The organism is Parabacteroides sp. B2-S-102 (genome assembly GCF_023656665.1).
GTDB classification, from domain to species: Bacteria; Bacteroidota; Bacteroidia; order Bacteroidales; family Tannerellaceae; genus Parabacteroides; species Parabacteroides distasonis.
Window position 1 is genome coordinate 34,538 of the sequence record NZ_JAMOKM010000014.1, and the last position, 16,494, is coordinate 51,031.

Annotated in this window: 10 protein-coding genes; 3 read left to right on the forward strand and 7 right to left on the reverse strand. The window is 48.0% G+C overall.

Features of this window, described 5'->3' with window-relative positions; all coding sequences use genetic code 11:
• Positions 1 to 3: 3 nt before the first annotated feature.
• From NBH07_RS16110 to cysK, 3 genes are all read left to right on the forward strand, one after another.
• Positions 4 to 3,207, forward strand: coding sequence for an efflux RND transporter permease subunit (locus tag NBH07_RS16110; protein ID WP_009017332.1), 3,204 nt, complete (start codon positions 4 to 6; stop codon positions 3,205 to 3,207).
• Positions 3,208 to 3,237: 30 nt separating this feature from the next.
• The gene (locus NBH07_RS16115) at positions 3,238 to 4,602 is read left to right on the forward strand and encodes an efflux transporter outer membrane subunit (protein WP_039848644.1); all 1,365 of its coding nucleotides are present in this window, start codon (positions 3,238 to 3,240) and stop codon (positions 4,600 to 4,602) included.
• Between the two features lie 169 nt (positions 4,603 to 4,771).
• Positions 4,772 to 5,719: a cysteine synthase A gene (gene cysK / locus NBH07_RS16120; RefSeq protein WP_156682366.1), complete on the forward strand. Its 948-nt coding sequence runs from the start codon at positions 4,772 to 4,774 to the stop codon at positions 5,717 to 5,719.
• Between the two features lie 130 nt (positions 5,720 to 5,849).
• Here the strand turns inward: cysK and hisB are convergent, their stop codons facing one another.
• From hisB to NBH07_RS16160, 7 genes are all read right to left on the reverse strand, one after another.
• Positions 5,850 to 6,986, reverse strand: coding sequence for a bifunctional histidinol-phosphatase/imidazoleglycerol-phosphate dehydratase HisB (gene hisB, locus NBH07_RS16125; RefSeq protein ID WP_011966260.1), 1,137 nt, complete (start codon positions 6,984 to 6,986; stop codon positions 5,850 to 5,852).
• Positions 6,983 to 8,020: a histidinol-phosphate transaminase gene (gene hisC / locus NBH07_RS16130; RefSeq protein ID WP_036631575.1), complete on the reverse strand. Its 1,038-nt coding sequence runs from the start codon at positions 8,018 to 8,020 to the stop codon at positions 6,983 to 6,985. Before hisC ends, hisB begins: the two co-directional genes overlap by 4 nt.
• Positions 8,017 to 9,297: a histidinol dehydrogenase gene (gene hisD, locus NBH07_RS16135; RefSeq protein ID WP_036631574.1), complete on the reverse strand. Its 1,281-nt coding sequence runs from the start codon at positions 9,295 to 9,297 to the stop codon at positions 8,017 to 8,019. Before hisD ends, hisC begins: the two co-directional genes overlap by 4 nt.
• A gap of 1 nt (position 9,298) precedes the next feature.
• The gene (gene hisG / locus NBH07_RS16140; RefSeq protein WP_008779818.1) at positions 9,299 to 10,150 is read right to left on the reverse strand and encodes an ATP phosphoribosyltransferase; all 852 of its coding nucleotides are present in this window, start codon (positions 10,148 to 10,150) and stop codon (positions 9,299 to 9,301) included.
• A gap of 464 nt (positions 10,151 to 10,614) precedes the next feature.
• A complete protein-coding gene (locus NBH07_RS16150; protein ID WP_036643792.1) occupies positions 10,615 to 13,143 on the reverse strand; it encodes a M1 family aminopeptidase in 2,529 nt (842 codons plus the stop codon).
• Positions 13,144 to 13,152: 9 nt separating this feature from the next.
• Positions 13,153 to 13,608 (reverse strand): DUF4268 domain-containing protein, encoded by a 456-nt coding sequence (locus tag NBH07_RS16155; RefSeq protein WP_005857205.1) that lies wholly within the window; start codon positions 13,606 to 13,608, stop codon positions 13,153 to 13,155.
• Entirely contained in the window at positions 13,608 to 16,457 is a 2,850-nt protein-coding gene (locus tag NBH07_RS16160; RefSeq protein WP_036631571.1) for a M16 family metallopeptidase, read from the reverse strand. Before NBH07_RS16160 ends, NBH07_RS16155 begins: the two co-directional genes overlap by 1 nt.
• Positions 16,458 to 16,494: the final 37 nt, after the last annotated feature.

Below are 16,494 nucleotides of genomic sequence, written 5' to 3' on the forward strand. Positions count from 1 at the left end.
ACAATGAAAGTTAGCACATTTATAGAACGCCCCGTACTGTCCGCCGTAATTTCCATCACGATTATGGTTGCGGGTATCATCGGGCTTTTCACCTTGCCCGTAGAACAATATCCGGATATCGCCCCTCCTACCGTTATGGTCAGTACGACTTACTTCGGGGCGAATGCCGAGACCATGCAGAAGAGTGTCGTAGCCCCTTTGGAAGAGGCGATCAACGGCGTGGAAGATATGACCTACATGACCTCCACGGCTACCAACTCCGGTACCGCCACGATCACGATCTATTTCCAACAAGGAACCGATCCGGACATGGCCGCCGTAAACGTACAGAACCGTGTATCGAAAGCGACCGGGCAATTGCCGGCCGAGGTTACCCAAGTGGGTGTCACGACTTCCAAGCGCCAGACCAGTATGTTACAGATCTTCTCGCTCTATAGCCCGGACGGTTCTTATGACGAGAACTTCCTCAGTAATTACATCAGCATCAACCTAAAACCAGAGATACTCCGTATCTCCGGAGTCGGCGAGTTGATGGTTATGGGTGGCGATTACAGTATGCGTATCTGGATGAAGCCCGACGTTATGGCCCAATACAAATTGATCCCCTCGGACGTGACCTCCGTGTTGGCCGAGCAAAATATTGAGTCCGCCACGGGTTCTTTAGGCGAGAACTCGGACGAGACGTATCAGTACACCATGAAATATAGCGGACGCCTGCTTACTCCGGAGGAATTCGGCGATATCGTGATCCGCTCCACCGAGGATGGAGAGGTATTGAAGCTAAAAGAGATAGCGGACATTGAGTTAGGAAAGGAGAGTTATGCCTATATCGGACAAACAAACGGTAAGCCGGGTATCTCCTGTATGGTTTTCCAGACAGCCGGATCGAATGCCACGGAGGTGAATAATAAGATCGACGCTTTTCTTGAGGAAGCCTCGAAAGACTTCCCGAAAGGTATCGAGGTCGTAAAATTGATGAGTACGAATGATTTCTTGTACGCCTCGATCCATGAGGTTGTAAAAACCTTGATAGAGGCCATTATCCTCGTTATCCTTGTGGTATATGTCTTCTTGCAGGATATCCGTTCTACGCTGATTCCGTTGGTAGCGATCGTAGTTTCCTTGATCGGTACGTTCGCCTTTATGACGGTCGCCGGATTTAGTATCAACTTGATCACTTTATTCGCTTTGGTATTGGTGATCGGTACGGTGGTGGACGACGCGATCGTTGTCGTCGAGGCAGTCCAAGCTCGGTTCGACGTTGGATATAAGTCCTCTTATATGGCTAGTATGGACGCGATGAAAGGATTGACATCCGCCATCGTCTCTACTTCATTGGTATTTATGGGCGTGTTTATCCCGGTATCGTTTATGAGCGGTACGTCCGGTACGTTTTATACGCAGTTCGGCTTGACGATGGCAGAGGCCGTAGGTATCTCTACCATTAACGCATTAACGTTAAGCCCGGCGCTTTGCGCTATCTTATTGAAGCCTTACATCAACGAGGACGGCACCCAAAAGAATAACTTCGCCGCCCGCTTCCGTAAGGCGTTCAACGCCGCGTTCGATTCGATGATCGCAAAATATAAGCATGGGGTATTGTTCTTTATCAAACGGAGATGGCTGGCTTGGTCGCTGTTGGCATGCTCCATCGTATTACTTATCGTCTTGATGAACACGACAAAATCCAGCTTGGTGCCCGATGAGGATCAAGGTACGGTCTTTGTCAACGTAAGTACGGCCTCCGGAAGCTCCTTGGCTACGACTAACAAGATCATGACGAATATCGAGCAACGGATCAACCAGATTCCACAGCTTCAATCTTATTCCAAGGTTTCCGGTTATGGTTTGCTGGCCGGACAAGGTAGCTCTTTCGGTATGTTCATCTTGAAACTAAAACATTGGGATGAGCGCCCGGACAAGGAAGATAACGTACAAGCCGTGATCGGACAGGTATATGGCCGTACGGCAGATATCAAGGACGCTACGATTTTCGCCATCGCCCCGGCCATGATCCCCGGATATGGTATGGGTAACGCATTGGAAATGCATACGCAAGACAAGGCCGGTGGAGACTTAACGACCTTCTTTAACACGACCCAGCAATATCTCGCCGCCTTGCGTGAACGGCCCGAGATCGCTACGGCTTACTCTACCTTCGATATCAAGTACCCGCAATGGCGCGTGGATGTGGACGCAGCGAAATGCAAACGGGCCGGAATCACTCCGGATGCTGTTCTATCAACCCTTTCCGGTTATTACGGAGGGCAATATGTGTCGAATATCAACCGTTTCTCGAAGGTGTATAAGGTGATGATACAGTCCGATCCTAAATATCGTCTGGATGAGGCCTCCTTGAATAATACGTTCGTACGCATGTCGAACGGCGAGATGGCACCGCTTAGTCAGTTTATCACCTTGACCAAGGTATACGGTGCCGAATCTTTAGCCCGTTTCAACATGTATAATTCGATCGCCGTCAATGCCGTACCGGCCAATGGATATAGCTCCGGGGATGCTATCAAGGCGGTAAAAGAGACAGCGGCCACTTCGCTCCCAAAAGGGTATGGCTACGACTTCGGTAGTATCACCCGTGAGGAGAACCAGCAGAGTAATACGACCATTATCATCTTCGGTATCTGTATCTTGATGATTTATTTGATCCTAAGTGCCTTGTACGAGAGTTTCCTTGTTCCTTTCGCCGTGATTCTTTCCGTACCGATGGGTTTGATGGGTAGTTTCTTGTTCGCTAAGTTCATGGGATTGGAGAATAACATTTATCTGCAAACCGGTTTGATCATGTTGATCGGATTGTTGGCGAAGACCGCCATCTTATTGACGGAGTACGCTACCCAGCGCCGCTTGTCCGGTATGAGCCTGACTTCAGCCGCTCTTAGCGCGGCAAAGGTTCGTCTGCGCCCGATCTTGATGACCGCTCTTACGATGATATTCGGTTTGCTGCCATTGATCGTCTCCAACGGCGTAGGCGCTAATGGAAACCGCTCGTTGGGAACCGGTGCCGTTGGCGGTATGTTGATCGGTACATTGGCTTTGTTATTTATCGTGCCTTGCTTATTCATCACGTTCCAATACCTGCAAGAGAAACTACGCCCGATCCAATTCGAGCGTTCCCTTGATTGGCAGGTGCAAGAAGAGGTAAAAGAGGCCGCCGAAGAAAGAAAAGAATATTTAGATAGCAAGAAATAATCTATCCAGTTGTATATATATATAATGTATATGAAGAATAACATCATACTCTTTGCCGTAGCGACGCTAGCGTTGAATAGCTGCGGCATTTACAAGAAATACGAGCCTGTCGCCACCCTCCCAGAGAATCTATATCGGGAGGAGATAGCCCCGGCAGATACCTTCTCCATCGGGAATATCAGTTGGCGGGACCTGTTCACCGATCCGGCCTTGCAATCCTTGATCGAACGGGGATTAGCCAATAATACAGATCTGCGGATCGCCCATCTAAAGGTACAAGAAGCTGAGGCGGCGTTAATGACCTCCCGCCTCTCCTACCTCCCGTCGCTCTCCCTAGATCCACAGGGCACGACAAGTAGCTTTGATAAGGCGAAAGCGTCGTGGACATACAACGTCCCGGTATCGGCCAGTTGGGAGATCGATATCTTCGGCCGGCTGACAAACGCCAAACGACAAGCGAAAGCCGCCTTGTCGCAAAGCCAAGCGTATAGCCAAGCCGTACAAACACAACTGATCGCCAATATCGCCAACCTGTATTACACCTTATTGATGCTGGACCGGCAATACGAGATCACGACAGAAACCGCCGTGAAATGGCTAGAAAGCCTTCGTACCACCCAAGCATTAATGGCAGCCGGCATGACTACCGAGGCGGCCGTATCGCAAACCGAGGCTACTTGCTACTCCATCGAGACCTCTGTTAAAGATCTGGGACAGACCATCCGGGAGACCGAGAATACGCTTGCCGTCTTATTGGGAGAGATACCTCAGGATATTGAGCGAGGAAGGTTGGAAGACCAATCCTTAACCCCGGATCTGGCTATCGGTATCCCGGTACAGATGCTCTCGAACCGTCCGGATGTACGTAGCGCCGAGTACGCATTGGCGCAAGCGTTCTACGGGACAGCCTCCGCACGCTCCAATTTTTATCCCTCGCTACGTCTTAGCGGCAGCGCGGGGTGGACAAACAGCGCAGGTAGTTACATCGTAAATCCGGGTAAACTATTACTATCGGCGGTCGGCTCCCTCACGCAACCGCTATTTAACAAAGGAGCGAATATCGCCCAATTGAAAATAGCGAAAGCGCAGCAAGAAGAGGCCAAGCTCACTTTCCAACAAACCGTGCTCAACGCCGGAAAAGAGGTGAACGACGCACTTACCCAAGCCCAGACCGCAAAGGGAAAGATCGACTTGCGTACACACCAAATCGAATCGCTTGAAGATGCCGTCCGTAGCACCCAATTGCTGATGACGCATGGAAACACCACTTATCTGGAAGTGCTCACGGCACAGCAAACCCTGCTCAGCGCCCAGCTCTCCCAAGTAACGGATCGTTTTGACGAGCTTCAAGCCACCGTAAACCTCTACCAAGCCTTAGGAGGAGGCAGACATTAAAGATAGTCCTTTCAGACTTGTATATAATTATGATTGTAACCTCCTTTTGTGCGTGACGCATAGAAGGAGGTAAAAAAATACCCGGTTTATGGTATATGCCGTAAACAATCCATCCACTATCTTTGTCATATAAATAAAAGAATCCAGAAACAACAAAATTCATTTGTATATGGCAAGAATAGCAAGACAACTGACCGACCTTGTCGGCAACACTCCCCTGTTGGAGTTCTCTAATTTCAACGCGAGCAAGGGCCTTAAAGCCCAAGTAATCGGCAAGCTGGAATATTTCAACCCGGCTGGTAGCGTAAAAGACCGCATCGCCTTGGCGATGATCGAGAACGCCGAGGCTAAAGGCTTATTGAAACCCGGCGCTACCATTATCGAACCGACCAGCGGTAATACCGGAGTCGGACTTGCTTTTGTCTCCGCCTCGAAAGGCTACAAATTAATCCTGACCATGCCGGATACCATGAGTGCAGAGCGTCGTAATTTATTGAAAGCGTTAGGTGCCCGACTCGTCCTCACCCCCGGGGCGGAAGGCATGAAAGGAGCCATCGCCAAAGCGGAGGAACTGCGTGACGCGACTCCCGGTTCCATCATCCTACAACAATTCGAGAATCCCGCTAACCCGGCCGTACATATCCGTACGACCGCCGAAGAGATCTGGCGTGATACGGATGGTAAAGTCGATCTGTTTGTAGCCGGCGTAGGAACCGGAGGCACGGTCAGCGGTGTCGGTGCCGGATTGAAAGCTCACAACCCGAACGTACAAATCGTAGCGGTAGAGCCTAGCGATTCACCGGTACTTTCCGGAGGCAAGCCCGGCCCGCACAAGATACAGGGCATCGGAGCCGGCTTTATCCCCAAGACCTACAACGGGGAGGTAGTTGACAAGATCCTGCAAGTAACGAACGATGACGCTATCCGTACCAGCCGGGAACTGGCAGGGAAAGAAGGGTTGCTGGTAGGAATATCTTCCGGCGCCGCTGTATACGCCGCCGTGGAACTAGCTAAACTTCCGGAGAATGAGGGAAAAACGATCGTGGCGTTGCTTCCGGACACAGGAGAAAGGTATCTCTCCACGGTTCTATATGCTTTCGAGGAATATCCTCTATAGGCTTTTATCGGTTTATCTGATGTCATAGAATCTGAGTCGAAAACACTATAGTGTTTGTGAATAAACACAATAGTATTCAGACTAAAACACTACTGTATTCGTGCACAAATACAGTAGTGTTTTTTACAGATTACAAGAGCCCTTTCGTACTCGGTAGCTCAAACCGATAAATATCTCGTCGGATCGCCATCTTGATCGAGCGGGCCAAAGCCTTGAAGATACCTTCTATCTTATGATGCTCGTTCGTACCCTCGGCACGGATATTCAAATTCATGCGGGCAGCGTCGCTCAAGCTCTTGAAGAAATGGAGGAACATCTCCGTAGGCATATCCCCTACTTTCTCACGGTGGAACTCAGCGTCCCAAACCAACCAAGGACGGCCACCGAAATCCAGCGCCACACTACACAAGCAATCGTCCATCGGAAGGCAATAGCCATAACGCTCGATCCCTCGCTTATCACCCAGCGCTTTCAGCATCGCCTCGCCAAGGGCAATCGCCGTATCCTCTATCGTATGATGCTCGTCGACCTCCAGGTCGCCTTTTACCCGTACCGTCAGATCCGTACCGGAATGCTTACCGATCTGATCCAACATATGATCGAAGAAACCAAGCCCGGTAGAGATCGATGTCTTTCCGGTTCCATCCAGATTCCAGTCCACATAGATGTCCGTCTCCTTCGTGGCACGCCGTACGACCGCACGACGCTCGCCGGCAAACAGATACTCGGTGATCTTATCCCAATCATCCGTGATATAGGCGGGAGACAATGAGGTAGCGTAAGCCGCCAACTCACTCTCCGCTCCCTCCTCCGGGCGCAACCAGATACCTTTAGCGCCCAGATTATGGGCCAACTCCATATCCGTAAGGCGGTCCCCGATCACGAAACTATTCTCCAGATCGTATTCACCGGTCATATATTTCGTGAGCATTCCCGTACGAGGCTTACGATTCGGGGAATTATCCTCGGGAAAGGAAGGATCGATCAAGATATCGTCGAATACGATCCCCTCTCCTTCCAGCGTCTTTAGCATCAAGTTATGGGCAGGCCAGAAAGTCTCCTCCGGGAAAGAGGGCGTTCCCAGCCCGTCTTGGTTGGAGACCATCACGAACTCGAAATCCAACCGCTCGCGAATGAAATAGAGGTTACGCATCACCTTCGGGACAAACTCTAGTTTCTCCAAGCTATCCAATTGATAATCTACGGGCGGCTCTTTTACAAGCGTGCCGTCCCGGTCGATAAACAACGCTCTTTTCCTCGTGCTCATAATTTCATGTTTTTCATCGCGTTCAATAAGCTATCATTCTCTTTCGGCGTACCGATCGTAATACGAAGGCAACCCCGGCATTTCTGCACGTTGCTACGGTTACGCACTACGATCCCTTTCTTCACGAGCCCATTATACATGGCATCCGCCTTGCCGACATTCACCAACAAGAAATTAGCGTCTGAGGGATATACTTGATAGGAGAAAGGAGGCTCGGACAGGATCTTCTCCAGCCGGTTACGCTCCGTGAGGATCTCGTTCACTTGGTGCTTCATGGTCGCCTCGTCGTTCAAGAGCTCCAAAGCTTTCTCCTGTGTAAGCTGGTTGACGTTATACGGATATTTGATCTTATTCAAGACACCGATAATCTCCGGAGAGGCGAATGCCATACCCAAACGAATACCCGCCGCTCCCCACGCTTTCGACAAGGTTTGAAGAACGATCAGATTCGGGAACCCGGATAATTCCTTCAAGAAAGAGGGATAAGCGGAGAAGTCGATATAAGCCTCATCGATCACCACGATTCCTTCATAATTCTTCAAGATCTTATAGATCGAGCCACGATCCAGACTGTTGCCACTAGGGTTATTCGGAGAACATAGGAAGATCACTTTTGTCCACTCGTCCGCCGATTCCAATACGGCTTCCGCATCCAAATCAAAGTTTTCGTCCAAAGAAACCTTACGGCATTCCACGTTATTTACATTCGCTGCCACCTCATACATGCCATACGACGGCGAGATCGTCACTACACTATCCAACCCCGGCTCGCAAAAAGCACGGATCACCAGATCGATGGCCTCGTCACTGCCATTGCCCAAGAAGATCGAGCTACGGTCCACACCTTTCAACACGGCCAGACGATCCTTCAATTTCCACTGCAAGGGATCGGGATAACGGTTATACGGCATATTCCACGGATTCTCATTCGCATCCAGAAAAACGGAGGCATCCCCATGAAACTCATCACGTGCGGATGAATACGGTTTCAAATTCCAGACATTCGGTCTTACTAAATCTTTCAGGTCTTTCATATCGTGTTCAATCTAATTGTTACTGCGTTGCGGTGAGCATCCAGCTGCTCGTTGGCCGCCATGGTTTGGATCGTACTACCCAAGGCACGGATACCATCGGAAGTGATCTCTTGGAAAGTGATCTTCTTGATGAAACTATCCAAGTTCACGCCGCTATATGCCTTGGCATAGCCGTTGGTCGGCAAGGTATGATTCGTGCCGGAAGCATAATCGCCTGCGCTTTCCGGAGTATATGGACCCATAAAGACACTGCCGGCGTTCTCGATTCGCTCCGCGATAGCGGTGTAATCCGCCGTCTGGATAATCAAGTGTTCGGGAGCGTATTGGTTCGTGAAGTCTACGACTTCCTGCGAATCTTTCAATACGATGATACGGCTGTGCGCTAATGATTTCTCGGTAATTTCCTTTCGAGGCAAACGATCGAGTTGCTCTTGGATGGCACGGGCCACGGGTTCCACGATCGTTTCCGAAGCGGTTACGAGGATCGCTTGGCTATCCACTCCATGCTCGGCCTGCGAGAGGAAATCGGCGGCGATAAAATCGGGATTCGCCGTCTCGTCCGCGATCACCTCTACCTCGGATGGTCCGGCGGGCATATCAATGGCGACCTCTTTCAGGCTTACTAATTGCTTTGCCGCCGTCACGTATTGATTACCGGGGCCAAAGATCTTATACACCTTGGGGACCGATTCCGTCCCATAGGCCATCGCCGCTATCGCTTGGATTCCTCCAGCCTTGAATATCTTACTTACACCTGCGACCTCTGCGGCGAACAGGATAGCGGGATGTACTTTCCCTTCCCGGTTCGGTGGCGTACATAATACGATCTCCTTGCAGCCGGCGATACGTGCGGGCACTGCCAACATCAATACCGTGGAAAACAAAGGCGCCGTTCCGCCCGGAATATATAAACCGACTTTCTCAATCGCTACCGCTTTCTGCCAACAAGTGACTCCCGGGGTAGTCTCCACTTTCTTTCCCTCGAAACGCTGCGAGGCATGGAACTTCTCGATATTCGCCTTTGCCGTACGGATCGCCTGTTTCAAGTCCTCAGCGACCAAGGCATCCGCTTCCCGCATCTCCTCTTCCGAGACTTGAAGGGAAGAAAGGAGCACCTTATCAAACTTTTCCTCATACGCTTTTACGGCGATGTCACCCTGCTCACGTACCTCGTCCAATACCGTACGGACCGTATCGAACAAGGTGGTTACATCCAATGCGGGACGTTTGATTAGTGAGCTCCATTCCTCACGTCCGGGATATTTTATAATCTCCATATTATACAATCATTTTCTCGATCGGAAGCACTAAGATACCTTCAGCCCCCAATGATTTTAGTTTACCAATAATTTCCCAGAAATGCTTCTCGGCGATCACGGATTGAACAGAGACCCATTCATCGTTTGCCAAAGGCGTTATGGTCGGGCTCTTCATACCGGGAAGCACCTCGATAATCTCATCCAGCTTTTCTTTCGGAGCGTTCAGCAACACGTACTTCTTGCCCTCGGCGACTTGAATCGCTTCAAAGCGGAATAGAAGCTCATCCAAGATCTCCAGTTTCTCTTTGGACAGATTATTGTTGGCGATCAATAAAGCCTCACAAGGAAGGACTACCTCCACTTCTCTCAATTGATTGCTTACCAAAGTACTACCGGAGCTTACGATATCAAAGATAGCGTCCGCCAAACCAATGCCCGGGGCGATTTCCACAGAGCCGCTGATTACATGAATATCCGCCTTCACGCCTCTCTCCTCCAAGAAAGACCGTAGGATCGCAGGATAGGAAGTAGCGATCGTTTTTCCCTCAAACCACTCAGCCCCCTTATATTCCTCATCTTTGGGGATCGCTAAGGATAGACGGCACTTACTAAAGCCCAGACGCTTGATCAATTTCGCCTCTTGCCCTTTCTCTACGTACTCGTTCTCTCCGACAATACCAATATCCGCCACACCGTTAGCTACAGACTGAGGAATATCATCATCACGAAGGAATAATACCTCTACCGGAAAACCTTTTGCCGATAATAACAGGATGCGTTTGCCCCTGTTTAGTTTAATACCTGCTTCTTCAAGCAACATCATGGTCTCGTCGTACAGACGGCCTTTCGATTGTACCGCAATTCTCAACATAACTATATCTTATTTTTATATTATAAATATCAACAAAAAAAGGCTTACCGCAAAACGGCAAGCCTTTATCTTTTTATCATGAGTACATACATACCATTCAGCCCACCGAACTATTGCCCGCTGTAATGATGATGGTGATATAATGTAGTCGTTATTTTCATTTCTTTTGTTATTTACGTCGCAAAGTTACAATAATAATTGAAAGAACAAATATTTCTGACAAAATATTATCACAATATCGATATTACTTCAATCCGTTCTTACGAAGCAACTCTTCTATCTCTTTCAAGCTTATAGATTCACGTTCTGCTTTGTCGTAGATGTTAGAGCAAGTTGATCTCTGTCTCATCGATGCTTAACAATTCTTCGACCAAATCCATCTTTAGGCATTTTAGTTCCATTGCCGTCATACAAATGCTCCTTTCTTATTAATTCGTTCTCAAGGACAAATATAATGATTTACTTTAATACAAATGACTCGCTTGCTGCTTAATCTTATTGGAAAGCATCAAGGGGAAGTCCGGATGCGCGGTAAAAAACGCATCAACTTCTTCCCGAGCTTCCTTCGATGTATGGGCGGAAAGCAAGGAGCGAACCCAAGCGGTGGGGAAAAAGATATCGCCAGTCCGCTGTACTTCCGGCATCGCTTCCAAGGCCGGACGGATATAAGCGACCGACTCTTGTTCTCGTAGGCGATGGTTCAAATTAGCGAGAGCGGAAGAGGCCCATGGCTCCACCCTACGATTCCCGGCGATCAACAAGGACGCGAAGACACTGTCACGTTCCGCCTTGCGGGGCGATACGGATGGGGAGATAAATTGATACTCCTTCTTCCGGTCCGGATTCTGTATGCGGGATAATTGCGTAGCGATAATCTTATCCGCTTTTTCCGGCAAATGTATCGCCAATATATAGGACAAGCCAATATAATCACTCTCGCTCAATGCGCAATCTTTCGGAGCTTTCCGTTCCTGCCATAACGTATACAGACGTTGTACCGCCTCCTCCGAATCCGCTATCGAACGATACAAACGAAACGCCTGCAAACGATGTTGGGATACGGGATTCGTTGTCACGATCTTCCACAAGACCTGTTCCAACGGACGAGAATCCGACGGGAATATCCGCTGGCAATCTCCTAAATAGCTTAAAGCCATCGAGAACAATAAAGAATTAGACTCATTCGGTAAATACGCTAACATTTCATCACGGAACCCTTGTGGAGAAATCGTTTTCCAACGAAGATTCTCATAAAGGGTAATCAGCAAAGATCCCTTCAACACCTCATCTTCCGATAAGCGAAGCACAGACCATAGACCGGAAGACTCCCCCTCTGTTATTTTAAAGAAGCCATAGCCACGCCCATTTGTATTCGGAAGAATGACACAATTTCCATTCGGAAGAAAACTTAATTTCATTCGGAAGGAATCAGAGTTTCCTTCGAGAGAAACCGGGATTTCTTCCGAATCCGTTCCACAGATCACCCGATAGGTTAATTCTTGCGGCCATTTTAAACCCCGGCCCAACGGATCACGCTGCTCTACGACCAACTCGCCGTCCTTAACCGAAGCCGTAATCTCCGGCATACCCTTCTGATTCACCCACACCTCACTCCAAGCGGCCAGATCCTCTTCCGTATATTTATTCAAGATACGGATCAAGCCCTCCCACGTAGCGTTCCCATACGCATAAGTAGTCAAGTACTCACGGATTCCCTGCTGGAAAGCCTCTTCTCCCAGAACACGTACCAACATTTCCATAACCACGGGAGATTTATCATAGATGATATTACCATATACCAAACCGGCGTTCCGCAAATTATCCAAATCTTGCTTGATCGGATTCGCACCTGACGTACGGTCTTCCGAATAAGACGCGGGAATATAATCCCGAATAAAATTCAACCGGTGATTCACGTCCGGATATAAAGGTTCTACGATACGGGAAGCAAAATAATTAGCGAAAACCTCTTTTGTCCATACATCATCAAACCATTTCATCGTTACATAATCGCCAAACCACATATGAGAGGTTTCATGTGCGATCAAGGAACTCCGACTCAATCGCTCATTTAAGGTAGGATGCTCATCCAGAAACATCCGGCGATCCGTATATAAAGTAGCACCCGTATGTTCCATACCCCCATATTGGAAACCGGGTAAGATAATCACGTCATATTTAGCGAAAGGATAAGGAATACCAGTAAAGTCTTCCTGCCATTCCAACGCATCGAACACCTCGTCGGCGATGGCTGGGCATTGAGCGATCTTTTTCGGATCCGTCTCCCGATGATAAATAGAGATATCCCGCCCGTTCCGGGAATAAACCTCCCGAGTCAGTTTACCGGCCACGAATGAGAACAGGTAGGTACTAAGCGGTTCCGTCTCCTTGAAAGAAATACGATTCCGACCGGAGACGCTCGTACTATCCGTTTGTGTGATAGCGCCATTCGCCACAGCCTGCCAAGTGGAAGGAACTTCCAAGGTCAAGGTAAAAAACGACTTCATATCCGGCTGGTCAAAACAAGGGAATACCGTACGTGCCCGGTCCGGAACCAATAACGTATACAGGAACTCATCCCGTCGATTCAAGGATTGATCCGCCGGAGTAAAAGTGATCGCTACCCGGTTCTCTCCCACCGCTACCCAATCTGAGGCAATCACGATATGCTCATCTTTCACTTCATAGGGAATATCTCCTCCGTTCAAGGTTACGGAGGTCACTTGCTCCGGTTCTCCGCGGAAATCAATAATAAGCGGCTGTTTCTCGTCTAATCGCAAGGATAGCTCCACTTTTCCCCGGATCGCCTCGTCACGAGATTCCGGGATCGAGAAGAAAAGATTATAACGGACATTTGAGAAATGCTCCTTCCGGAATTGAGCTAGCTCAAGGCTCACACCGGGCCGGGACAAACCGGCCTCATCTTGTTTAACAGAGCTACAAGCAACCAGACCGGACAGTACGCAAGCTCCGATAAATACCTTTAGATTCATATCTCGTAATTATTCTCTTAAGTATTCTGCTATACCCATAAAATTTCGTTCCAACAAATACATCTGGCTAGCCATAAAAGTGAAAAAATCTCCCCAATGCGCTCTCCGATGCAAATCCAATCCTTCTTTTGCTACATAGATACGGGCCACTTGTCGGCCATTCTCACGGACAAAACAAATATCCCAGATCAAGCCTTCGGGAAAATCCTGTTCCAACGTCTCTTTATACCAAGTCAGGCGCTCAAACATTTCCAGACGTAAATCCTCGCTACGGTGGTTTACCTCAAGAATAACGTAAGCCCCTTGGCGGTTCGCGTCGAATTTCAACTCAACGCCCTTTACCTTCGTATCATATAATGTCCAAATTTTCTTACGCCCCCGCAAATAGGGTTGCACCTCACAAAAAGCGGCGAAGCTTTCCCAAAACTCCAATTTGAGATTCTTCAGTTCCTCCTTACTATACATTACCTATAAATGTCTTTCTTTGTTACCTTAACGATCTGTCCGAATTTAGAGAGTTTCTCCATATCCATACTCTTTGAATTACCGACTATCGCATATATCATTAAATGATCTTGTATATTCTCCCTATAAAAACGAAGGATATCCTCCATAGTCATCCGATCGATAACCTCCAGATAATCCTTGTTCGGATCGCTCTCGTACCCTTCACGCCGGAAACCGGCGATCTTCAAGGAAAGGGAGCGACTAGTAGGATATTCATTATTCACCCAATTACGAATCGTCTGCTTCACCGACTCCACCCGTTCCGGACGTTCCGGCATATCATGCACCAAATTCTCCAACACTTCCATCGCATCGATCATCTTATCCGTCTGTGTAGCCAATTTCATCACGAAACTAGCGGGCTTCTCCGATCGATTCAAAGGAGGATGTTTCAAACGGGCATTTACTTGATAAGCGAACGAACGAAACTCACGGATCTCCTGAAACATCAAGGATGACATATCCCCTCCGAAATAAGCACTAAACAACCGGGAAATAGGACGATCTTCCTTAGCCTTCAACGGATCGATATACATATAGGCATAGATTATGCTTTGCGTGACATCCTCCATGTCCATGAAAAAGACAGTCGGCTTATCATACGTCATAAGATCACGGATATAGGGAGAGTTCGATGGAATACTTACCTCCTCCAAGGGTAAATGCTGCTTGATCTGCCGGGCGGCCTCCTCCATAGACAATGTACCACAATAATGCAGGTTACAAGCGACCGAACGTACCTTACTGAAAGTGTCCAGCAACATCTTTCCTTTTAGTTTCTTGATTTCAGCGAACGATAATTTAGTCAAATAACGGGATTGCTCCCCAAATTTGACTTTCTCTAACAGCATATCGGCTACGTTCTCGCTGGAATTGAACAACGATTTCTCCGTTACCTTCGCCTCGTCCACAATCTGCCGTAACTTCTTGTCATCTGGCTTGGCGTGCCGCAAGAAATCGCCGACCAAAGCCATTGTTTGGGTAAAATGCCCATCAAAACCATTCACCACCACCAGAAACTCAGAATCCGTGGAATCAAAAGTCAATGTACTACCAAGTTCCTGCAATTTACCCCGAAAGACCTCAAAAGACATCGATTCCGTCGCTACGAAAGGTAGATAAGCGGACAATTTATCAAGATCACGAAGCTCCAACTGCCCCACTCCATAAGATAGTGTCAGCGAGAATATATCATTTACGGAATTATGAGTCTTATACAACGTGACAAGCGGACGCAAGGATACGACCTCGGCGTCTTTCTCAAAATCGAGAAAATGCGGTTTCAATTCTTGTACGGGTATCTTTTCCAGACGTTCCACATAAGCGGAGGAAGCATCGGAGTTCTTCGGTATAATCGGTGAATAATCCGGCTTGGGTAAGATCGTTTTCGGATAGCGTCCGGTCTTCTTCGTGACGTACATATAATTCTCCGTAAAATATTTCTTGGCGACCTCAATCACGTCTTCTCTCGACAAGGCATCGATACGGGTAACCTCATCCAAATAATCCTGCCAGCTTTTCCCTTGAGAGAAAATACGCATCATCACCTCGGCCCTTGAGTTTATGTCTTCCAATTTGGAGGCATATTCACGTTTCTGCTCCAATTTCAAGCTTTGAAACATCTCATCGCTAAAATCCCCCTCCTTAATGCGGTTGATTTGTTTCCATACTAATTTCTCGGCTGCCGCATAGGTCTGGAAAAAGAACTTCGGAAATACCAACAAGCCTAATATTCCAGCCTCATTCATACTTTGGTTAACCGCCATCGCACCCATCACCTTATGATCTACCGTCAGCTTATCCAAAAATCCCGTACCATTGGAGTTATTCAATAAAGATACGGCGATATTGAGCGCAACTTGATCCGGATGATTCGCGGGAACTCCCCGGAATCCCAATGCCATAATTTTCACGAAAGGCATAGGAATACGTACGCTCACCTTCTCCCGTCCCTTGAATGGCGGTAATGTAACAATATCCCGGTGAGGCGGCTTCCCTTTTCGTATCCGTGAAAAAGTAGATTCCAAGATTGGCAAGACCTCCTCCGTATCGAAATCCCCGCTTAAGATCAATCCCATATTGGAAGCGACATAGTATTTCTCGAAGAACCGGCGCATCTCCGAAAGACGGGGATTCTTCAAGTTCTCCGCACTTCCGATAATCGGATAAGCATACGGATGCGGATAGAAATAACGCTCTGTCAATTTCTCGATGGCGACACTAGCCATCGTATCTCCATACATGTTCTTTTCCTCATAGACCGTCTCCAGCTCACTCTGGAAAAGACGAAATACGGGATTTACCAAACGCTCACTATTGATCTCGGCCCATTGGGAGATATATTGCGGAGAGAATGTATTGAAATATAATGTATAGTCGTAAGAAGTCCCGGCATTCAACTTCGTACCACCGAAACGAGAGATCAACCGGTCGAACTCATTCGGTATTACATACTCAGCGGCACGTACGCTCAGGTCGTTAATGATTTGCTGCAAATGGGCACGCATCTTGGGATCCTCGGTATCCGCCAAAGCGTCATATTTCTCGGCGATAATGTCCAGCAAGACTTTCTCGGACTCATAATCGATTGTCCCGATCTTATCCGTTCCTTTAAACATCATATGCTCGAAATAATGCGCGATACCTGTGTTAGGGGAATCTTTAGCTCCGGCTTTTACAACTACGGCTCCGAATATCTTAGGTTGGCTATGGTCCTCATTCAACCATACCGTCAAATCATTACTTAATTTATGCTCTCGTACCTGTAGAAAATCTGAGATTGACAACAGAGATCTCATGGAATCCATTTAAGTTTATATTATTTCACAAAGATACATTTTTCAA

Coding starts and splice junctions, on each gene's coding strand:
- hisB (WP_011966260.1), bottom strand. CDS start 6,986: ATGAGCACGAGGAAAAGAGCGTTGTTTATCGACCGGGACGGCACGCTT.
- hisG (WP_008779818.1), bottom strand. CDS start 10,150: ATGTTGAGAATTGCGGTACAATCGAAAGGCCGTCTGTACGACGAGACC.
- hisC (WP_036631575.1), bottom strand. CDS start 8,020: ATGAAAGACCTGAAAGATTTAGTAAGACCGAATGTCTGGAATTTGAAA.
- hisD (WP_036631574.1), bottom strand. CDS start 9,297: ATGGAGATTATAAAATATCCCGGACGTGAGGAATGGAGCTCACTAATC.
- NBH07_RS16155 (WP_005857205.1), bottom strand. CDS start 13,608: ATGTATAGTAAGGAGGAACTGAAGAATCTCAAATTGGAGTTTTGGGAA.
- NBH07_RS16110 (WP_009017332.1), top strand. CDS start 4: ATGAAAGTTAGCACATTTATAGAACGCCCCGTACTGTCCGCCGTAATT.
- NBH07_RS16150 (WP_036643792.1), bottom strand. CDS start 13,143: ATGAATCTAAAGGTATTTATCGGAGCTTGCGTACTGTCCGGTCTGGTT.
- NBH07_RS16115 (WP_039848644.1), top strand. CDS start 3,238: ATGAAGAATAACATCATACTCTTTGCCGTAGCGACGCTAGCGTTGAAT.
- NBH07_RS16160 (WP_036631571.1), bottom strand. CDS start 16,457: ATGGATTCCATGAGATCTCTGTTGTCAATCTCAGATTTTCTACAGGTA.
- cysK (WP_156682366.1), top strand. CDS start 4,772: ATGGCAAGAATAGCAAGACAACTGACCGACCTTGTCGGCAACACTCCC.